General features: G+C 64.5%; 13 protein-coding genes and 1 tRNA gene. 9 read left to right on the top strand and 5 right to left on the bottom strand.

All coding sequences use genetic code 11. The features are described 5' to 3' along the window. Positions 1-41 precede the first annotated feature (41 nt). Positions 42-126: transfer RNA gene (locus KQI12_RS03465), tRNA-Leu, on the bottom strand. Positions 127-432: 306 nt separating this feature from the next. Here KQI12_RS03465 and KQI12_RS03460 point away from each other — a divergent pair. From KQI12_RS03460 to KQI12_RS03440, 5 genes are all read left to right on the top strand, one after another. Further along, positions 433-1,071, top strand: a complete 639-nt coding sequence (locus KQI12_RS03460; RefSeq protein ID WP_216570617.1) for an NTP transferase domain-containing protein — start codon at positions 433-435, stop codon at positions 1,069-1,071. A 64-nt stretch (positions 1,072-1,135) separates the two neighbouring features. After that, a complete protein-coding gene (locus KQI12_RS03455) occupies positions 1,136-3,433 on the top strand; it encodes a xanthine dehydrogenase family protein molybdopterin-binding subunit (RefSeq protein WP_216570615.1) in 2,298 nt (765 codons plus the stop codon). Between the two features lie 17 nt (positions 3,434-3,450). Then, positions 3,451-4,320 (top strand): xanthine dehydrogenase family protein subunit M, encoded by an 870-nt coding sequence (locus tag KQI12_RS03450; protein ID WP_216570613.1) that lies wholly within the window; start codon positions 3,451-3,453, stop codon positions 4,318-4,320. Next, positions 4,320-4,799: a (2Fe-2S)-binding protein gene (locus KQI12_RS03445; RefSeq protein ID WP_216570612.1), complete on the top strand. Its 480-nt coding sequence runs from the start codon at positions 4,320-4,322 to the stop codon at positions 4,797-4,799. The genes KQI12_RS03450 and KQI12_RS03445 overlap by 1 nt, the downstream gene beginning before the upstream one ends. 5 nt (positions 4,800-4,804) lie before the next feature. Beyond that, positions 4,805-7,081, top strand: coding sequence for a xanthine dehydrogenase family protein molybdopterin-binding subunit (locus KQI12_RS03440; protein ID WP_216570611.1), 2,277 nt, complete (start codon positions 4,805-4,807; stop codon positions 7,079-7,081). 88 nt (positions 7,082-7,169) lie between these two features. Here KQI12_RS03440 and feoB read toward each other — a convergent pair whose 3' ends face one another. After that, positions 7,170-9,512, bottom strand: coding sequence for a ferrous iron transport protein B (gene feoB, locus KQI12_RS03435; protein WP_216570610.1), 2,343 nt, complete (start codon positions 9,510-9,512; stop codon positions 7,170-7,172). 202 nt (positions 9,513-9,714) lie between these two features. Here feoB and KQI12_RS03430 point away from each other — a divergent pair, with 202 nt between their 5' ends. The 4 genes from KQI12_RS03430 (at position 9,715) to ypeB (ending at position 13,937) form a co-directional block, all read left to right on the top strand. After that, the gene (locus tag KQI12_RS03430) at positions 9,715-10,665 is read left to right on the top strand and encodes an aldo/keto reductase (RefSeq protein ID WP_216570609.1); all 951 of its coding nucleotides are present in this window, start codon (positions 9,715-9,717) and stop codon (positions 10,663-10,665) included. 71 nt (positions 10,666-10,736) lie between these two features. Next, the gene (locus tag KQI12_RS03425; protein WP_253290785.1) at positions 10,737-11,756 is read left to right on the top strand and encodes an inorganic phosphate transporter; all 1,020 of its coding nucleotides are present in this window, start codon (positions 10,737-10,739) and stop codon (positions 11,754-11,756) included. Positions 11,757-11,826: 70 nt separating this feature from the next. After that, the gene (locus tag KQI12_RS03420; protein WP_216570607.1) at positions 11,827-12,480 is read left to right on the top strand and encodes an HAD family hydrolase; all 654 of its coding nucleotides are present in this window, start codon (positions 11,827-11,829) and stop codon (positions 12,478-12,480) included. Between the two features lie 92 nt (positions 12,481-12,572). After that, a complete protein-coding gene (ypeB, locus tag KQI12_RS03415; RefSeq protein WP_216570605.1) occupies positions 12,573-13,937 on the top strand; it encodes a germination protein YpeB in 1,365 nt (454 codons plus the stop codon). An 84-nt stretch (positions 13,938-14,021) separates the two neighbouring features. Here the strand turns inward: ypeB and KQI12_RS03410 are convergent, their stop codons facing one another. Genes KQI12_RS03410 through KQI12_RS03400 form a run of 3 tightly spaced genes read right to left on the bottom strand, consistent with a single transcriptional unit; the run spans position 14,022 to position 20,339 of the window. Next, a complete protein-coding gene (locus KQI12_RS03410; protein WP_216570604.1) occupies positions 14,022-18,185 on the bottom strand; it encodes a PolC-type DNA polymerase III in 4,164 nt (1,387 codons plus the stop codon). A 35-nt stretch (positions 18,186-18,220) separates the two neighbouring features. Beyond that, positions 18,221-19,258 carry a flavodoxin-dependent (E)-4-hydroxy-3-methylbut-2-enyl-diphosphate synthase gene (ispG, locus tag KQI12_RS03405; RefSeq protein ID WP_216570602.1) on the bottom strand — a complete coding sequence of 346 codons (1,038 nt, stop codon included), beginning with the start codon at positions 19,256-19,258 and terminating at the stop codon, positions 18,221-18,223. 25 nt (positions 19,259-19,283) lie between these two features. Next, on the bottom strand, positions 19,284-20,339 hold the full coding sequence (locus KQI12_RS03400) for an RIP metalloprotease (RefSeq protein WP_216570600.1): 1,056 nt from the start codon (positions 20,337-20,339) through the stop codon (positions 19,284-19,286). Between the last annotated feature and the right edge of the window lie 42 nt (positions 20,340-20,381).

The following is a 20,381-nucleotide window of genomic DNA, read 5'->3' as shown; positions in this document are numbered from 1 at the left end:
ACACAAAAAAGCCGGAGCAAGCGATACTGCTTGCTCCGACTTGGTACCGGTGGTGGGACTTGAACCCACACGCCATTACAGCGTTCGATTTTGAGTCGAATTCGTCTACCATTCCGACACACCGGCGGATGGCTCTCTCCTGACCAGATCTGGATAGGAGCCTTTTTGTATTATACGCTCTCCACCGCCATTTGACAAGCAAAATTTTTTCCCGTCTCCTCCATACTTGCAGAGGATGGCCCATCTCTATTTTTAATATAGCATATATAAATAATAAATATTGGACTTTCCTCTATGCGAGTGGTATCGTAGTTATGGATAAGGTCTTATTATGACTTTATCGACGATTTGCGCAGACAGCCGCATCCCTATATTGAAAACTGTATCGTCCATGCAGGTCGGCTGTCATTTCCCGTGCTGTGAGGTGAAGCTATGGATCATTCAACGATCGCCGGCGTGGTGGCAGCGGCGGGCCTGTCCAGCCGGATGAACGCCTTCAAGCCGCTCCTTCGCTATGGGGGGACCACGATCATCGAGTCTACCGTGGAGTCTCTTCTGGCCAGCGGCGCGGAGCAGGTCTTCGTGGTGGTCGGGCATCAGGGCAGGTCGATCGAAGCCCTGTTCCGAGGGCATCCCCGGGTGTGCTGTGTGGAAAACCCCCGCTATGCCGATGGAGATATGTTCGCCTCCGTGAGGATCGGTCTCTCCTGTGCCGCCGCCTACGACAAGGTCCTCTTCCTGCCGGGCGATATGCCCGCGGTAGAGCCCGCTGTCTGCCGGGCGCTCCTGACCGAGCTGGACCGGACCGGGAGCCTCTGGGGCCGCCCTGTCCGGGAGGGCCGGGGCCAGCACCCGGTGCTTCTCACCCGCCCGGCCGTGGAGCAGGTAGTGGCCTTCCGGGGCGAGGGCGGGCTGAGAGGCGCCCTGCGTACCCTCCCGGCGCCTCCTATGGACCTTCCTACCGACAGTCTGGGCTGTCAGATCGACGTGGACACGCCCGGGCAGTATCGTTTCCTCCTGACGTACGGCGTGAGCCGGAAGCGGGAGCGTGGGCTTGGCAGCATCTCATGACGCTGTCCCCCTTCCCCAGTAAGATCCAGAGAACGTGAAGATATATCAAAGGAGGAGAAGTCAAGTGTCTCTCTACGGTTCCAAGAAGTTCGAGGTCATCAACAAGTCTGTCCCCCGCATCGACGGCGAGGACAAAGTCACCGGACGCGCCATCTACGCAGCTGACATCGTCATCCCCCGGATGCTCTACAGCGGCGTCCTCCGCTCCGGCCGCGCCCATGCCCGGGTGGTGAAGATCGACACCAGCAAGGCCAAGGCCATCCGCGGCGTCCATGCGGTGGTCACCGCCGACGATATGCCCAAGCCCGACGCCTGGTCCGGCTACGCCTATCTGACCAACCATATCCGCCATGCCGGCGACTGTGTGGCCATGGTGGCTGCCGAGTCCCGTGAGCTGGTGGACGACGCTCTGGACGCCATCGAGGTGGAGTATGAGGACCTGCCCGTCATGAGCAGTGTGGAGCAGGCTTTCGCTGAGGGTGCGCCCAAGATCCACGACGAGAACGACCAGGCCGACAACCGCTATATGCCCTCCTGCTTCAAGCTCCGCAAGGGCAATGTGGAGGACGGCTTCGCCGAGGCCGATGTGGTGCTGGAGCGGGAGTATTCCACCCAGCATCAGGAGCACGGCTATATCGAGCCCGAGGCGGCTGTGGCTGTCCAAAATCCCGCCGACGGCCAGATGACCGTCTATGCCTCCGCTCAGAACCCCTTCTTCACCCGCCGTTATGTGGCCGACATCATCCAGGCCCCCATGAACGAGGTCCGCATCTTCCAGCAGAACATCGGCGGTTCCTTCGGCGGGAAGGAGGAGTCCATCGGTCTGGTGGCTGCCCGCGCCGCCTACCTCTGCAAAGTCACTAAGCGCCCCGTGAAGATGGTGTTCACCCGCGAGGAGCTGATGATGGAGAGCGTCAAGCGCCATCCCTACACCCTCAAGTGCAAGATCGGCATCAAAAAGGACGGCACCATCACCGCCCTCCAGAACGACATCTACGTGGATGCCGGCGCCTACAACAACCAGGCCCAGTACGTCAACTGGAAGGCCTGCGCCCACTCCTCCGGCGCTTACAGTATCCCCAACGTCAAGACCGACATCACCGGCGTCTACACCAATAACATCATGGGCGGTGCCTTCCGCGGGTTCGGCAATCCCCAGGTCCTCTTCGCTCTGGAGCAGCTCATCGAGGAAGCCGCTGAAGCCATCGGCATGGAGCCTCTGGACGTCCGCCGCAGGAACTGCGTGGAGGACGGCAAGACCAATGGCGTGGGCCAGGTCCTGGAGCACGTCATCCTGAAGGAGATCATCGACTACTCCGCCGAAAAGACCGACTATGTGAAGAAGCACGAGGCCTACAAGCACCAGACCGGCATCAAGCGCAAGGGCATCGGCATGGTCTCCATGATGCGCGGCTGCGGCACCGGCTGTGAGACTCCTGACGCCTCCGGCGCCATGATCACCGTCATGGAGGACGGCTCCATCCTCATCAACTCCGGTCTGGCCGAGAACGGCCAGGGCCTCAAGACCGCCTATGCTCAGATCGCCGCTGAGGCCCTGAGCGTGCCCTATGAGTCCATCCGCTTCTTCGGCACCGACACCCACTCCATCCCCGACTCCGGTATGACCGTGGCCTCCCGCGGCACCACTATGGGTGCCCAATCCATGCGCAAGGCCGGTCTGGAGCTCCGTGAGATCCTGCTGGAGAATGCCGCCGAGATCATGGGCGTGGAGAAGGACGCGGTGGACCTGAAGAACGGCATCTTTTTCCTGAAGGCCGATCCCTCCGTCACCCGTACCATGAAGGACATCTGCGGCATCTCCATCTGGAGCGGCCATCAGATGGGCCATTACAGCTGGTACAAGCCCCCCAAGGACCTGTACAGCGACCACGCCACCGGCCAGGGCAAGGTGTGGCCCCAGTACGCCTACGGCGTCATCATCGCCGAGGTGGAGGTGGATACTGAGACCGGCTATGTGGACGTGAAGAAGCTCACCTGCTCCCACGATCTGGGCACCGTCATCAACCCCGCTCTGGCTGTGGGCCAGATCTGCGGCGGTGCCCTCCAGGGCATGGGCTACGGCACCACAGAGGACATCAAGTACGACAAGAAGGGCGTCATGAAGACGATCAACTTCGACAAGTACATCATCCCCACCGCCATGGATATCCCCGAGTTCGACGTGAACCTCTTCGAGTGTGACACCGACCAGGGCACCTTCGGTGCCAAGAGCATCGGAGAGCCCTCTCTGGACGGCATCGCCGCCGCCATCGCCAACGCCGTGTACAACGCCACCGGCAAGCGCGTACGCCACAATCCCTGCAGCATGGAGCAGGTCCTGCTGGGCAAAGAGCTGGACTGATAGGAGGAGAATGAGAGATGCTTCGCTATGACTATGTGAGACCCGCCTCCGTAGAGGAGGCCTGTGCCTTCCTGCTCAAGACGCCGGGCAGGAGCTGTCCCATCGCCGGCTGTACCGATTTTCTGGTACAGGTCCGGGAGAAGAGCGCCCGCTGGAAAGATCTGCAATATGTGGTGGACCTGTCCGCTCTGCCCGAGCTGTCCGGCATCCGGGTGGAGGACGGCATCGTCCATGTGGGCGCCATGACCACCCACTCCGCCGCCGAACACAGCCCCGTGCTGGCGGAGCACGCCCCTCTGCTGGCCGCCGCCTGCGCCAGCGTGGGCAGCCCCCAGATCCGCAACCGCGGCACCATCGGCGGCGCGGTCGCTAACGCCTCCCCCGCCTCCGATCCGATGCCCGTGCTGATCGCGCTGGAGGCCAATGCCCTAGTCCAGGGCCCGAACGGCCAGCGGACCATCCCCATGTCCGACATGATCGTAAAGCCCGGCAAGACCGCTCTGGCTCCCGATGAGATCATTCTGGGGTTCTCTTTCCCCTCTGTGGCCCATATGCGCACCGTGTTCCTGAAGCTGGGCCGCCGGAAGGCGCTGTCCATCTCCCGGATGAACGTGTCCCTGGTGGTCCATCAGGACGCCGAGGGCGTGATCGACCATGTGGCGCTGGCCCCCGGATGCGTGTTCGCCGCTCCGGACCGTGCCCGCAAGGCGGAGGCCCTCCTGCTGGGCCGCCGGCCCGACGCCGCCCTCATCGATGACGCCGCCAAGGCCGTAGCCGATGAGATGATCGAGCGCACCGGCGTGCGCTGGTCTACGGAATATAAGCAGCCCGTCATCACCGCTTTGGTCCGTCGGGCTCTGGAGAATGGAACGGAGGTCGCTGAGTGATGGAACTGGTCAAAGTACATATGACGGTCAATGGTGAGCCGGTAGAGCTGGACGTGAAGCCCTATGCCCGCCTCCTGGATGTCCTGCGGGAGGATCTGGCCCTCACCGGTACGAAAGAAGGCTGCGGCGTAGGCGAGTGCGGTGCCTGCACCGTTCTGGTGGACGGTGAGAACGTGAACTCCTGCCTGGTGCTGGCCTCCTCCATGGAGGGCAAGAGCATCGTCACCGTAGAGGGCATCTCCAGCGACGAGTCTCTCCATCCCATCCAGCAGGCGTTCCTGGACCACCACGCCCTCCAGTGCGGCTTCTGCACCCCCGGTCTGGTCATGTCTGTGAAGGCCCTTCTGGACAAGGATCCCGCCCCCTCCCGCGAGGCCATCAAGACCGCCATCTCCGGCAACCTGTGCCGCTGCACCGGCTATCAGCAGGTGATCGAGGCCGCTGAAGATGCCGCCCGGGCCATGCGGGGAGAGGAGTAAGGGAGATGGGACAGAAGAACCAGCGCATCGATGTTCTGGAAAAGGTCCTTGGCAAAGCGAAATACGTCAATGACCTGAAATTTCCGGACGTGCTCCACGGAGCAGTGGTCCGCTGTCCCCATCCCCACGCCAAGGTGATCTCCATCGATGCCTCTGCCGCTCTCGCGGCAGAGGGCGTCGTCACTATAGTCAGCGCCAAGGATATCCCCGGCATCCCCTGTCAGCCCACTCACAAGCCTATCTTCGCCGTGGAGCCCAAGTACATGGGCGAGGGCGTGGCCATGGTGGTGGCCGGGACACTGGAGCAGGCCCGGGAGGCCGTCCGGCTGGTCCAGGTGGACTACGAGGTCCTCCCTGCCGTCACCACACCGGAGGAGGCCCTCAAGCCCGGCGCTCCCCTGCTCCATCCCAACGGCAATGTGCTCTGTCACTACCAGACCGGCAAGGGCGATGTGGAGGCTGGCTTCGCCGAGGCGGACCACATCCTGGTCCGGGAGTATGACACCCAGCGTCAGGAGCACATGCCCATCGAGCCCGAGGCCGTAGTGGCCGTCCCCGAGTTCCAGTCCATGGTGGTCTATGCCCCCACCAACAGTGCCTATAACGTCCGCCAGACTGTGTGTGAGACTCTGGGCCTGCCCGAGAACCGGGTGAGCCTGCGGATCCCCACCATCGGAGGCTCCTTCGGCGGCAAGAACTACGATCTGGCCGTCATGTCCTCCCGGGCCGCCGTGGCCGCCACTATCACCGGACGTCCGGTCCGTCTGGTCTGTACCCGTGAGGAGTCCATCCTGGAGGGCACCAAGCGGCACCCCTATCACTGCCGCTATCAGGTCGGCTATAAGGACGATGGCACGCTCACCGCCATCCAGGTCACGATCCTGGGCGACGGCGGCGCCTATACTTCCAAGTCCCACCCGGTGGCCACCCGTTCCGCCATCGAGTCCTGCGGCCCCTATGTGGTGCCCAATGCCCACACCGACCTGACCTTCGCCTACACCAACAACCTCTACTCTGACTCCATGCGGGGCTTTGGCTCTCCGCAGGTGGACTTTTCCTGCGAGGTCGTCATGGACGAGGTGGCCCGGGAGCTGGGCATGGACCCCATGGAGTTCCGCCGGAAGAACCATATCCGGGAGAACGATGTCTCCGCCGTGGGCCAGACCATGACCTGCGTGTCTCTGGGCAAGTGTCTGGCGCGGGCAGACGAGGACTTCCACTGGGCCGACCGGCGGGAGGCCGCCAAGGCCAGCCGCGCACGGCGCAGAGGGCTCGGCAAGGTCCGCGGCGTAGGCATGGCCCTCCTCCACCGTGGAGAGGCCTTCGGCGCCGCCGGTCAGGGGCTGGATACCTCCGCTGTCTCCATGCTCACGAACTGGGATGGCAGCATCGTGATCCTCACCAGTGTCAGCGAGGTGGGCATGGGCTGTCACACGATGCTGGTGAACGTGCTCTGTGAGACACTGGGCGTCCATCGGGACCGGATCGTGGTCTGCCCTGTGGATACGAACTATGTGCCCAACAGCGGCGCCACCGTGGCCACACGCACCACCGTCGTGGTAGGCAATGCCATGAAGAACGCCGCTCAGCAGGTCCGGGACAAGATGTCCGTCATCGCCGCCAAGGAGCTGGGCGTCCCCGCCGGCCGGCTGGAGTTCAAGGATGAGAAGATCTATGATCCCGCCGACCCGGAGCATTTCGTCACCTATCTCCATCTGGTGCAGGAGATCCACGCTCAGGGCCAGAACGCTTACGGTCACGGCTGGTACACCGTCACCGGTCTGAAATATGACCGGGCCAACGGCAATGGCGAGGCCTATCAGTCTTATGCTTACGGTGTGTGTATGGCCGAGGTGGAGGTGGATCTGGCTACTGGTCAGGTCTCTGTGGAGAAGTTCACGGCTGTCCATGATGTGGGCCACGCCTTCGACAAGGAGGAGGTCAAGGGGCAGATCGACGGCGGCGTCTCCATGGGTCTTGGCTACGCCCTCTATGAGGACCTGGCCATCAAGGACGGCGAGATCCGCAACCGGAACTTCGACCGCTATCTGATCGCCACCGCTATGGATATGCCGGAGGACCTCTCCCCCATCGTGGTGGAGGAGCCCACCAACACCGGCCCCTATGGTGCCCGCGGACTGGGCGAACCGACCGCCTGCGCCGTCGCTCCCGCCATCGTCAATGCGATCGCGGATGCCACCGGCTGTTATGTGCGGAGCCTGCCCGCCGATCTGGAAAAGGTCCTCAAGGCCGCTCGTTCCGGCATCGAGGACCGCGGCTGACTCCTCTCGTCCCGGTCGGGACCAAGCCCCAAAAAATGTGAAGGCGTATGGGATCGCTCCCATACGCCTTTGTTCTATGTTCGACCGCTCACAGGAACAGGCCGGCGATCTGATAGACCGCGAACGCCGCCAGCCAGGCCAGGACACACTGGCCCACCACCACGAACGCCGCCCACTTTCCGCCCAGCTCCCGGCGGATCGATGCGACAGCCGCCACACATGGGGTGTACAGCAGACAGAACGTCAACAGGCTGGCGGCCGACCGGACCGTGAGGACCGCCAGCAGGTCGGTGGTCCCGCTCAACAGGACGGACAGGGTGGACACCACGCTCTCCTTGGCCATGAAGCCGCTGATCAGAGCGGTGCAGATCCGCCAGTCCCCGAAGCCCATGGGCCGGAACACCGGGGCGATCCTCCCGGCCAGCAGGGCCAGGATGCTGTCCCTGGAATCGGACACCAGCCCCAGATGCAGGTCGAAGGTCTGGAGGAACCAGATGACCAGCGTGGCGACGAAGATCACGGTGAAGGCCCGCTGGAGGAAATCCTTGGCCTTCTCCCACAGGAGCTGTCCCACGTTCTTGGCCCCAGGCAGACGGTAGTTCGGCAGTTCCATGACGAAGGGCACCGCCTCGCCCCTGAACATGGTCCCCCGCAGGAGGAGAGCCATCAGGATGCCCATGAGGATGCCGCCAAAATACAGGGCGATCATCACCAGCGCGCTGCAATTCGGGAAGAAGGCCGCGGAAAAGAACGCATAGATGGGCAGCTTGGCGGAACAGCTCATGAACGGGGTCAGGAGGATGGTCATCTTCCGGTCCCGCTCGGAGGACAGGGTCCGGCTGGCCATGACGCCGGGGACCGTACAGCCGAAGCCGATCAGCATGGGCACGATGCTCCGGCCGGACAGCCCGATCTTCCGCAGGAGCTTGTCCATGACGAAGGCCACCCGCGCCATGTAGCCGCTGTCTTCCAGCAGAGACAGGAAGAAGAACAGGGTCACGATGGTAGGCAGGAACTGCAATACGCTGCCCACGCCGTTGAAGATCCCGTCCACCACCAGAGAACGGAGCACATCGGCCGCGCCGCAGGCCGTCAGAGCCTGGTCGATCCATCCTCCCAGCGCCCCGATCCCGGCGGCCATCAGGTCGGACAGTCCCGCGCCGATCACCCCGAAGGTCAGGAAGAACACCAGCGCCATGATCCCGACGAAGCAGGGGATCGCCGTGTACCGCCCCGTGAGGATCCGGTCGAGCTTAGCGCTCCGCACCCGCTCTTTGCTCTCGTGGGGACGCACCACCGTCTCATCACAGACCTTCTCGATGAAGTCGAAGCGCATATGGGCGATGGCGGCGGCGCGGTCCAGTCCCCGCTCCTTCTCCATCTGCTTGACGATGTGCTCCAGCGTCTCCTCCTCGTTCTGATCCAGATGGAGCTTCTCCAGCACCAGCGGATCCCCCTCCGTCAGCTTGGAGGCGGCGAACCGCACCGGGATATCTGCCCGGACCGCGTGGTCCTCGATCAGATGCATGATCGCATGGAGGCACCGGTGGACCGCGCCGCCGTCGTCGTTCACGTCGCAGAGATCCATCTCCTCCGGCTTCTCCTGATACCTGGCCACATGGACGGCATGCTCGATCAGTTCATCGATGCCCTCGTCCTTGGCGGCAGAGATCGGCACCACCGGGATGCCCAGCATCTCCTCCATCCGGTTCACCTGGATGGAACCGCCGTTCTCCCGGACCTCGTCCATCATGTTCAGGGCCAGGACCATCGGGATGTCCAGCTCCATGAGCTGCATGGTCAGATAGAGGTTGCGCTCGATGTTGCCCGCGTCCACGATGTTGATGATGCCCTTGGGCCGGTCGTCCAGCAGGAAGCCCCGGGTCACCAGCTCCTCACTGGAGTAAGGAGACATGGAGTAGATGCCGGGCAGATCGGTCACCAGCGTGTCCTTCTGCCCCCGGATCACACCGTCCTTCCGGTCCACCGTGACACCGGGGAAATTGCCCACGTGCTGGTTGGAGCCGGTGAGTTGGTTGAACAGGGTGGTCTTGCCGCAGTTCTGGTTCCCTGCCAGGGCGAAGGTCAAGACGGTGCCCTCGGGCAGGGGATGCTCCCCCTCTTTTTTATGGAACTTTCCGCCTTCGCCGAGGCCGGGGTGTGGGATCGGCCGCTCTGTAGGGCGGGCCGGTGCCTTCACCGCCTCCCGCACATCTCCGATCTCGATCTTCTCCGCGTCGGCCAGCCGGAGGGTCAGCTCATAGCTGTGGATCCTCAGCTCCATGGGATCCCCCATGGGCGCGTATTTCACCATGGTCACCTCACCATTGGGGATCAGGCCCATGTCCAAGAAATGCTGGCGCAGGGCCCCCTCTCCTCCTACAGTGCGGATCGTGGCGGTCTTGCCGATCGGCAGGTCTCGCAATGTCATGCCGGTCATATGCCTCCTTCTCTCCGATCATATCCATTCAAACTTCTCCAAACGCGGCGGCCCGACTCCAAACGGGCCCCGTTCGTTAGTTTAGTATAACACCCCCGTCAAGGGCTGTCGAGCAGACTTGTCATCCGTCGGAGAACGTTCTATAATGGAGGAAGATCCCGCAAACGGATAAACGATACAGGAGGTCGAGCGTATGCGATACAAGATGTTCGGAAAGACGGGGATGAAGGTCTCGGAGCTGTGTCTTGGCACCTGGGGCATCGGCGGCGTAGGGTGGTATGAGCAGTCCGAGGATACCCGCGCCGATGCCATCCGGGCCGCGGTAGAGCATGGCGTCACCTTCATCGACACCGCTCCCGCCTACAACAGTGGCGCGGCAGAGCGTCTGCTGGGCAAAGCGCTGGAGGATATGGGCGCCCGGAAGGACGTGGTCATCTCCACCAAGTGCGGCAATGTGTTCGTGGACGCCAGCACCTATGTCCGGGATGGCTCCGCCGGCACGATCCGCCGGCAGTGCGAGGAGTCCCTCCGCAACCTGCGGACGGACTATATCGACCTGTATCTCGTCCATTGGCCTGACCCCAAGACGCCCTTCGAGGAGACCATGAGCACTCTGGCCCGCCTCAAGCAGGAGGGCAAGATCCTGCATGTGGGCGTCTCCAACTTCTCTCAGGCTCAGATGGAGGAAGCTGGGCAGTACTGCCCTATCGAGGCTCTCCAGCCCCAGTACTCCATGGTGGCCCGGGGCAGTGAAGATCTGATCCACTGGGCCGCCGGGCAGGGCATGGGCGTCATGGCCTACGGCGCCATGGGCGGCGGCATCCTCACAGGAGCCTACCGCCAGCTCCAGACCTTCGCGCCCTCCGACAGCCGGAACCGCTTCTATAAGCACTTTCAGGAGCCTATGTTCTCCAAGATCATGGAGCTGCTGAAGGTCATGGACCGGATCTCTGAACAGCGGGGCGGCACGCCGCTGGCCCAGATCGCGCTGAACTGGACCGCCCAGAAGGACGATATCTCCGCCTGCATCGTCGGCGCTCAAAGCCGGGCGAAGGTCGAGCAGAACTGCGCCGCCTTCGACTGGTCCCTCTCCCCGGAGGAGACCGCGATGCTGGACCAGGCCGTCCATCAGTATCTGGACTGAACCGATCGTTCCTATCCTGATCTTGACATGATCGGACCACCTCCGCCGTACCATAGGGCGGAGGTGGTCCTTTGTCCCCATCCTGTCTCGGCTTCCTGTCCCAAGCCCTGCACGATCCCGGTCTGGCTCTGGTGAGTCTGCTGGCCCTGTCCGTTCTGATGGTGAACGGCTGGACGGATGCGCCCAATGCCATCGCCGCCGCGGTGGCCTCCGGCGCGCTCCCCTTCCGGCGGGCCGTCCTCCTGGCGGCGGCGGGGGATCTGGCGGGGAGCCTGTGCGCCGCCCTCTGGTGCCCCGCCGTGGCCCGGACCGTCCGCGGGTCGGTGGATCTGGGCCGCGATCCCACTTTGGCCTATGTGTCTCTCTGCGCGGCTCTGGCCGCCGTGTCTCTCTGGGCCGTACTGGCCTGGACCCGGGGCCTCCCTACCAGCGAGAGCCACGCTCTCCTGGCCGGACTGGCCGGGGCGTCCCTGGCCGGTCCCGGTGGATGGGATGCTCTGCGACCCGGTCCATGGTGCCGGGTGCTGGCGGGACTGTCCCTCTCCCTTTTGCTGGGGGCGTGGGGCGGACGGAAGGCCGGGAGGCTCCTCCGCCGCCATCCCTGGCCGGAGCAGGCGTACCGTCTGGCCCAGATCCCCGGGGCGGCGGCCATGGCCTTCCTCCACGGGGCCCAGGATGGTCAGAAGCTCCTTGCCATCTTCCTGCTGGGGACCGCCCTCTCTCAGGGCCGCTGGGGCGGTGAAGCCTCTGTCCCGGCCTGGCTGGCCGTCCTCTGCGCCGCCGTCATGGCACTCGGGACCCTGCTGGGCGGACGGCGGATCGTGGAAAAGCTGGGCGGGGAGCTGATCCCGCTCTCTCCCGCCGCCGGGACCGCGGCGGACCTGGGCGGCGGAGCCGTCCTCCTGCTCTGTACCCTGCTGGGCCTCCCGGTCTCCACCACCCACACCAAGGCGGCGGCGATCTTGGGGGCCGGGCAGGCCTTCGGCGGACGAGCCGACCGGTCCGTGGTCCGCTCCCTCCTGCTGGCCTGGGGCCTGACCTTCCCCTGCTGTGGACTGCTGGCCTTCCTGCTGGCCCGGTCTGCCCTGTGAGGCTTGCGTCCGCTCCCGGCCGGTGGTATGATAGCACAGACCGATATACCAAGGAAAACGAGGGATCGATATGTCCTATGATGCCGCCGTCTTCGATCTGGACGGTACTCTGCTCGATACGCTGGGAGACCTGGCCGGGTCTGCCAACTACGCCCTGACTGCCCGCGGCTTCCCGGCCCGGACCGTGGACGAGGTCCGCCGCTTCGTGGGCAATGGTGTGGCGATGCTCCTCCACCGGGCCGTGCCGGATGGGACCGCCCCAGAGGATGAGGCCCGTTGTCTGGAGCTCTTCCGGGCCCACTATCTGGCGCATATGCGGGACCATACCGCCCCCTATGCCGGCATCCCGGAGCTGTTGGACCATCTGCGGCAGACGGGCATCGCCGTGGCGGTGGTGTCCAACAAGTTCGATGCCGCCGTGAAGGACCTGTGCCGCGACTACTTTGGCGACGCGGTCCCCGTGGCGATCGGCGAGTCCGCCCAGATCCGCCGGAAGCCCGCCCCCGATACCGTGTTCGCCGCCCTGCGGGAGCTGGACGTACCGCCGGAGCGGGCCGTCTATATCGGAGACTCCGACGTGGACATCGATACGGCCCGCAACGCGGGGATGGACTGCATCTCTGTGTCCTGGGGCTTCCGGGACATCCCCTTCCTCCAGGCCCATGGAGCTTCCCGCATCGCCCGGGACCCCAAAGAGCTGGGATCGTTCCTGCTGGCCCCCTGACGAAATGGTATCTTTTTCTTCTCATGAGCAGGCAAAAACGCCCCTTTTTCGGTACACACTAACAGTACTACCGAAAAAGGGGCGTTTTTTCTATGGACCATCCCAAACTCTCCCCCAGAGCCAGGACCTGGATCACCGTCCTGCTGGCGGCGTCCGTGGTCCTGCTGGGCGGACTGGCCATCCGGGAACGGGCCCGGGCGGCCCACTACCGCTATCTGCTGAACAAGACCTACGAATATGCCTTCGCCGAGCTGAGCACCTCCGTCTCCGAGCTGGACGCCTCCCTCCAGAAGGGGGTCTATGCCACCTCGCCCCAGCTCTTCAGCTCCCTCTGCACCGACTCCTTCCGGAGCGCGCTGGCGGCTCAGACCGCTCTGGGCTCCCTCCCCTACGGGAACGTGGAGCTGGAGCAGACCGCCGCCTTCCTGGCCAAGACCGGCGACTATGCCATGTCCCTCAGCCGCTCCGCCGCACAGGGGCTGACGGAGGACCAGCGGGAGACGTTAACGGCCCTGTCCCAGCGGGCCGCCTCCCTGGACCGGACTCTCCGTTCTCTGGAACAGGAGCTCTATGCCGGGACCGTGACGCTGGAGGACCTGTCTCAGGTACAGGACCGGCTCTCTCAGGCCACGGAGGAGGGCCAGACGACCGCCGGGAGCTCCTTCCAGGAGATCGAGCGCGAATTTTCCGAACTGCCCACCCTGATCTACGACGGGCCCTTTTCCGACCATCTGGCCGAACGGGTCCCGAACTGTCTGGATGGGCTGGCTGAGATCAGCGTGGAGGAGGCTCAGGCCCGGGCGGCGGCCCTCTTCGGGCTCCCGGCGGAGGCCTTCGTCCTCCAGTCCCAGTCCGAGGGGCAGATCCCCACCTATGGCTTCGCCGCCCAGGTGTCCGGTGGGGAACTCTATGTGGAGCTGACCCGGCAGGGCGGCGCGGTGCTGGAGATCCTCACCGCCCGGCCCTTCGGGGACACCCTCCTCAGCCGGGAGGACGCGGCGGCCAGGGCGGCCGCCTTCCTGACCCGGCTGGGCTATGCCGACATGGCGGAGTCCTATTTCATCGATCAGGGCACGACCCTCACCATCCATTTCGCCGCCAAAGAGGGCGACGTGCTCTGCTACCCCGATCAGGTGAAGGTCTCCGTGGCGCTGGACGACGGGACCATCGTGGGCTTCGAGGCCCGGAACTATCTCATGGCCCATCAGGCCCGGGATCTCCCCGCCCCGGCCGTCTCTGAGACGTCCGCCCGGGAACAGGTGACCGACGGTCTGGAGGTGCTGGGCCATCAGCTGGCCCTGATCCCCACCGCCGGGCAGGACGAGGTCCTCTGCCACGAGTTCAAGTGTCAGGACGGGCAGGGGCGGCACTATATCCTCTACGTGGACGCCCAAACAGGAGAGCAGGAGCGGATCCTGATCCTGCTGGAGGACGAGAGCGGCACGCTGGTGATATGAAACGTGGACCGCGGGCCGCCGGCTCTCATCGAAGCGGGATGCTTCGACGGGAGCCCGACGGTCTGCGGTCCACCGTTCCACCCATCAAAACAGGGTGATCTGGCTCGTGTCCGGCATCCCGTCCAGAGCGCCGGCGGTCTTGAGCTGTTCGATATGGGTCTTGGAGACCTTGGGGCAGGCGGCGGAGAACTCCTCGACGGAGATGAAGTGCTTCCCCTCCCGCTGTTCCAGGATGGACCAGGCCGCCGTCTCGCCCAAGCCGGGGATGGCCGTGAAGGGCGGGATCAGGGCCTTCTTCTCCCGGTCCACCCGGAAGAGGGTGGCGTGGGACTCATAGAGGTCCACATGCCGGAAGGTGAAGCCCCGGAGGTAGAACTCGTAGACCACCTCCAGCGTGGTCATCATGTCCTGCTCTACCGCGGTGGCCCCCTTCTCCTTGGCGGCGATCTCCTTCATCTTGGCCCGGGCCGTGTCCATGCCCCAGCACATGCAGGTGGCATCGAAGGCCTTGGCCCGGATGGAGAAGTAGGCCGCGTAGAAGGCCAGCGGCTCGTGGACCTTGAACCACGCGATCCGGTAGGCCATCATCACGTAGGCCACGGCGTGGGCCTTGGGGAACAGGTACTTGATCTTCTTGCAGGAGCCGATGTACCAGTCAGGCACGCCGGCGGCCTGCATCTCCTCCTCGGCGCCCTCGGGCAGTCCCCTGCCCTTTCGGACCGCCTCCATGATCTTGAAGGAGCGCTTCTCCGGCATCCCGCAGGAGATCAGGAAGAGCATGATATCGTCGCGGCAGCCGATGGCCTGTCCGACGGGGATGCCCTGATCTACGATCAGGTCCTTTGCGTTGCCCAGCCACACGTCGGTGCCGTGGGAGAAGCCGGACAGCCGGACCAGGATGTCGAACTGGGTGGGCTGGGTATCCACCAGCATCCCCCGGACGAAGGACGTGCCGAACTCCGGGATGGCCACCGCGCCGGTGGGGCCCAGCACCGGGTCATCGGAGAAGCCGAGCACCTCGGAGGAGGTGAAGATGGACATGGTGTCCGGGTCGTCCAGCGGGATGGTCTTGGCGTCCATCCGGGTCAGGTCCTCCAGCATGCGGATCATGGACGGGTCATCGTGCCCCAGCATATCCAGCTTCAGGATGTTGGACTCCATGCAGTGATATTCGAAATGGGTGGTGACGATGTCAGTGCCGGTGTCGTCCGCCGGATGCTGGACCGGGCAGAAATCGTAGATCTCCCGGTCCTGAGGGATGACCACCATGCCGCCGGGATGCTGGCCGGTGGTGCGCTTCACGCCGGTACAGCCCAGAGCCAGCCGGTTCTCCTCCGCCCGGCTCACATGGATGGCCCGCTCGTCCAGATACTTCTTCACATAGCCGAAGGCGGTCTTTTCCGCCACGGTGCCGATGGTGCCCGCCCGGAACACATGGCTCTCTCCGAAGAGCTCGAAGGTATGGCGATGGGCCTTGGCCTGGTACTCGCCGGAGAAGTTCAGGTCGATATCAGGGACCTTGTCTCCGCCGAAGCCCAGGAAGGTCTCGAAGGGGATGTTGAACCCGTCCTTCACATAGGGGGTCCCGCAGACCGGACATACCGCGTCCGGCATATCCGCGCCGCAGCCGTAGCCCTCCTTCGGTCCGGTCTCAAAGTCCGAGTGCTTGCAGTTGGGACAGCGGTAGTGGGGCGGCAGGGAGTTGACCTCCGTGATGCCCGACATGAAGGCCACCAGCGAGGATCCCACGGACCCTCGGGAGCCCACCAGGTAGCCGTGCTCCAGCGAGTCCTGCACCAGCTTCTGGGCGGACATATAGATCACGTCGTAGTGCCGGCCCAGGATGGCGTCCAGCTCCACCTCGATCCGGTCCACCACGATCTTCGGCGGCTCCTCGCCGTAAAGGGCTTTTGCTTTCCCCCATACCAGCCGCTTGAGCTCGCCCTCGGAGTCCTCCAACTTGGGCGCAAAGAGGCCGTTGGGCAGAGGCACCACGTCCTCGCACCAGTCCGCCACCAGATTGGTGTTGCGGACCACCACGTTATAGGCCTCCTCCTTCCCCAGATAGGAGAACTCCTGGAGCATCTCACCGGTGGTCTTGAAGTAGATCGGCAGGGGCGAGTCGGCATCGTCGAAGCCCTTGGTCGCCAGGAGGATGTGCCGGTAGATCTCGTCCTCCGGATCCAGGAAGTGGACGTCTCCGGTGGCACAGACTGGCTTGTCCAGGGCCTTGCCCAGCTCTACGATGGTCCGGTTGAATGCCCGGATCTCCTCTTCGCTCTGGACGATGCCCTTGCGGAGCATGAAGGCGTTGTTGCACAGGGGCTGGATCTCCAGATAGTCGTACCAGGAGGCGATGCGCTTGAGTTCGCTGAACTCCTTCCCCTCCACCACAGCTCTGTAAAGCTCTCCGGCTTCACAGGCAGACCCGATGATGAGGCCCTCCCGGTGCTGGTCGATCAGGCTCTTTGGCATGATGGGATAGCGCTTGTAGTGCTCCAGATGGGACTTGGACACCAGCTGGTACAAATTGCGCAGGCCCAGTTGGTTCTTGGCCAGCACGATCAGATGCTTGGGCTGGCGCTTGGCCTTGCCCGCGCCCCGGAGCTTGGTCATGGCCGGGTTGATCGCCTGGATCGAATGGACCCCCAGATCCTCCAGCATCTTGAAGAAGGGCACCAGCATATAGGCCACAGTGGCCGCGTCGTCGCTGGCACGGTGGTGGTTGAAGGCGGGCAGGTTCAGGTGCTCCGCCACGACGTCCAGCTTGTGTTTGGAGAGCTGGGGCAGCAGGTTCTGGGCCAGGATCAGACTGTCCAGCGAGGTGTTCTCGAAGGGACGGCCCATCCGGCGGCAGCCTTCGGCGATGAAGCCCATATCGAAGTCCGCATTGTGGGCGGCCAGAGGCCGTCCGGCGGCGAAGTCCAGAAAGGCGTCGATGGCCTCCTCCTGGCTGGGGGCGCCCTGGAGCATCTCGTCGGTGATGCCCGTCAGCTCCACGATCTTCCGGTCCAGCGGGCGGCCCGGGTCAGCAAAGGTGTTGAAGGTCTCCGCCACCTCTCCGTTGCGGAGGACCACCGCGCCGATCTCGGTGATCAGATCCTTCTTCCGGTTGAGGCCGGTGGTCTCGATGTCGAAGCAGACGATCTCACCGTCAAAGCCCTGATCCGCCCCTCCGTGGACCACCACCCGGTCGTCCACGTCGTTGATGAAGTAGGCCTCCACCCCGTATAGGATCTTGATCTTCTTGGCGGAGTGCCAGGCGTCCGGGAAGGATTGGGCCACGCCGTGGTCGGTGATGGCGATCGCCCGGTGGCCCCAGGACTCCGCCCGTTTGACCACGTTCTTGTCCGGGCCCAGCTTGGGGCCCACCTGGGTCAGCGCGTCCATGCTGGACATGGTGGTATGGAGGTGGAGCTCCACCCGCTTCTCCGGGGCATCGTCGGTCTTGACCGGCTTGGTCCCCTCCATGATGGCATAGGGCTCCAGCACCATGTCGTTGGTGAAGCGGTCGATGTTCAAGCGGCCCTGGATCACCAGATGCTGGCCCTTCTTCACCCCGTCCACGATGGGCTTGCCCTCTTCGCCGGGGAAGAACTTGTTGATCCGCACCGATCCGGTGTAATCGGTCACATCGAAGGAGACCACCCAGGCTCCCCGCTTCTTCAGCTCCTTATGGTCCACGGCGAACACATCGCCCTCCACGATCACGGTGCCCATGTCCAGCTCCAGCGTATGCATGGGCACCGGGACGCCCCGGATCTCCCGCTTGCCGAAGAGGAGCTTCGCGCTCCGTGAGGCGCTCTTCCGCTCCGGCTTGTCCCGTCCGGGAGCGGCCTTGATCTTTTTCAGGGCGGCCTGACGGATGGCCTCGGTCTTCGCGAAGGCGTCCGCCGCGGAGTCCCCCCCCCCCGCCTCGTCAGAGGGCGCGGCCGGTCCCTTCGGCACCGCCTGCTCCGCGGGAACGGCGGGCGCCGGCTGGACCGGGGCGGGGACCGGGACCGGTTCTGCCATCCGCTGGACCAGCTCGGCCCGGCTCAGGCGATAGACCCGCTCCAACGCCCGGGCTGTCTGCTCCAGGAGCTGGGCCGGGAGCGGACCGGGCCCCTCCAGCTCCGCCTGGAGCGTCCGGGCCTTCCGGTCGATCACCGCTCCGGTCACCATCAGCGGCCGGAGCTGGGCTCCCAGCGCCGCCTCCGGCTCCCAGGCGGAGAACAGAGTGAAAAAGGGGATCTTCTGTGCAGACATGTACCAACGCTCCTCAACGATATCAGGAAAATGGGTCAGATGGTGTCGATGAGCCGGAAGAGCTCGTCCACGAGCTGGTCCTGAGGGACCTTCTTCACGATCTCGCCATGGCGGAAGAGCAGGCCCTCCCCGTCGCCGCCGGCGATACCCACATCGGCGGAGCGGGCTTCACCCGGGCCGTTGACCACGCAGCCCATGACCGCCACCGTGATGGGCTTGGTGACCGTCTTGAGCCGCTCCTCCACCTCTTCGGCCAGTCCGATCAGATCGATCCGCGTGCGGCCGCAGGTGGGACAGGAGACCAGCTCCGCCCCCTCATGCCGCAGACCGACCACCTTGAGGATGTCCCGGGCGGCATAGACCTCCTGGATCGGGTCGGCGGAGAGGGACACCCGGATCGTATCGCCGATGCCCAGGGCCAGCAGGCCGCCGATGCCCACCGCGGACTTGAGGACGCCCATCCGGGGCGTGCCCGCCTCAGTGAGCCCCACGTGGAGTGGATAGTCGCTCCGCTCCGCCATGAGGCGGTAGGCGGCGATCGTATTGGGCACGCTGGAGGTCTTGAGCGAGACGCAGATGTCCCGGAAGCCATAGCGCTCCAGCAGGGCGATGTGCCCAAAGGCGGACTCCACCAGGGCCTCCGGCGTAGGACCGCCGTACTTGGCCAGCAGAGGCTTCTCCAGCGAGCCGCCGTTCACGCCGATGCGGATGGGGATGCCCCGGTCCATACACGCCCGGGCCACCGCCTCCACCCGGTCCTCCCCGCCGATGTTGCCGGGGTTGATTCGCACCGCGTCGGCCCCCGCCGCCGCGGCCTCCAGCGCCAGCCGGTAGTCGAAGTGGATATCCACCACCAATGGGATGTGGATCCGGGCCTTGATGGCGGACACCGCCCTGGCCGCCGCCAGGTCCGGCACGGCGCACCGGATGATCTGGCATCCGGCGGCCTCCAGCCGAAGGATCTGGGCGGCGGTGGCCTCCACATCGTCGGTGCGGGTGTTGGTCATGGACTGGATGGTCACCGGGGCGCCTCCGCCCACGGGGACGCCTCCCACCAGGATCTGCTTGCTCATGCTCCCATCGCTCCTTTTTGTCCGTTCAGCGGATCAGCTTGGATATATCGTTGATGGCGACCACCACCATCAGCGCCAGCAGGCAGAAAAAGCCCGCCATGTTCACCGCGTTCTCATACTTGGGATCCAGCTTCTCATGGGTGAAGAGGCGCACCACAGCCCCCACCAGCAGGAAGAAGATCCGTCCCCCATCCAAAGCCGGGATCGGCAGGAGGTTCATCACCGCCAGGTTGATGGCGATGAAGGCCACCAGCGTCATGATCCCGGTGAAGGCCTGGGCCGTGGTCTCCGCCTGGCTCCCCACCTGACCGATGGCGCTGACGATGCCGATCGGTCCGGACAGGTCCCGGAAGCCCACCGCGCCCCGGATCAGGTCGCCCAAACTGTACCACACCATGCGCACATAGTCCAGGGACTGGCGCGCCGCCATCTCCACCGTCACCAGCGGCGTGGCTGGCCGGACCTCCGTCCCCAGCTGGATGCCCCGGAGGCGGGTATGGCCCTCCTCCGTGTCTTTTTCCTGATAGGGGATCTGGGCCTCCACCTCCACCTTCTCTCCATCCCGCAGGACCAGGAAGTCCACCGTATCTCCGGCCCGGCCCAGCAGGAAGGCCGCGTCTCCGTAGACCAGGACAGGCTGGCCGTCCACGGCCAGGAAGCGGTCTCCGGGCTGGAGGCCGCATCCCTCGATGCCATAGCCCTCCAGGAAGCCCCCCACGGTCTCCATGCGGAAGCCCTTGGCGGGCACGAAGAGGATCAGCACGATCAGCAGTCCGGTAACGAAGTTCAGGAAGGCCCCCGCCGCCAGGATGATGAGCCGGGCCCACACCGGCTTGCTCTGGAAGGAGCCGGGGCTGTCCGTATCCTCCTCCTCGCCCTCCATGGCGCAGAATCCGCCGATGGGCAGGAGCCGCAGGGTGTATCGGGTCTCCCCCCGCTTCCGGGACAGGAGCTGCGGGCCCATGCCGATGGAGAACTCCTCCACCCGGACGCCCAGGAGCTTGGCGGTGATGAAGTGGCCGAACTCATGGATGGCGATGAGCATCCCGAACATCAGGATGGCGATCAGGATATAGACCATAGTACCTCCAGATAAAAAGCAAGGATGGGGCGGCGCGATGCG

The organism is Pseudoflavonifractor sp. MSJ-37, from assembly GCF_018917965.1.
Lineage (GTDB): Bacteria > Bacillota > Clostridia > Oscillospirales > Oscillospiraceae > Pseudoflavonifractor_A.
This window is presented reverse-complemented; position numbering and strand designations above follow the sequence as displayed.

Coding starts and splice junctions, on each gene's coding strand:
- KQI12_RS03450 (WP_216570613.1), top strand. CDS start 3,451: ATGCTTCGCTATGACTATGTGAGACCCGCCTCCGTAGAGGAGGCCTGT.
- KQI12_RS03400 (WP_216570600.1), bottom strand. CDS start 20,339: ATGGTCTATATCCTGATCGCCATCCTGATGTTCGGGATGCTCATCGCC.
- KQI12_RS03440 (WP_216570611.1), top strand. CDS start 4,805: ATGGGACAGAAGAACCAGCGCATCGATGTTCTGGAAAAGGTCCTTGGC.
- KQI12_RS03460 (WP_216570617.1), top strand. CDS start 433: ATGGATCATTCAACGATCGCCGGCGTGGTGGCAGCGGCGGGCCTGTCC.
- ypeB (WP_216570605.1), top strand. CDS start 12,573: ATGGACCATCCCAAACTCTCCCCCAGAGCCAGGACCTGGATCACCGTC.
- KQI12_RS03420 (WP_216570607.1), top strand. CDS start 11,827: ATGTCCTATGATGCCGCCGTCTTCGATCTGGACGGTACTCTGCTCGAT.
- KQI12_RS03410 (WP_216570604.1), bottom strand. CDS start 18,185: ATGTCTGCACAGAAGATCCCCTTTTTCACTCTGTTCTCCGCCTGGGAG.
- KQI12_RS03430 (WP_216570609.1), top strand. CDS start 9,715: ATGCGATACAAGATGTTCGGAAAGACGGGGATGAAGGTCTCGGAGCTG.
- KQI12_RS03445 (WP_216570612.1), top strand. CDS start 4,320: ATGGAACTGGTCAAAGTACATATGACGGTCAATGGTGAGCCGGTAGAG.
- ispG (WP_216570602.1), bottom strand. CDS start 19,258: ATGAGCAAGCAGATCCTGGTGGGAGGCGTCCCCGTGGGCGGAGGCGCC.
- feoB (WP_216570610.1), bottom strand. CDS start 9,512: ATGACATTGCGAGACCTGCCGATCGGCAAGACCGCCACGATCCGCACT.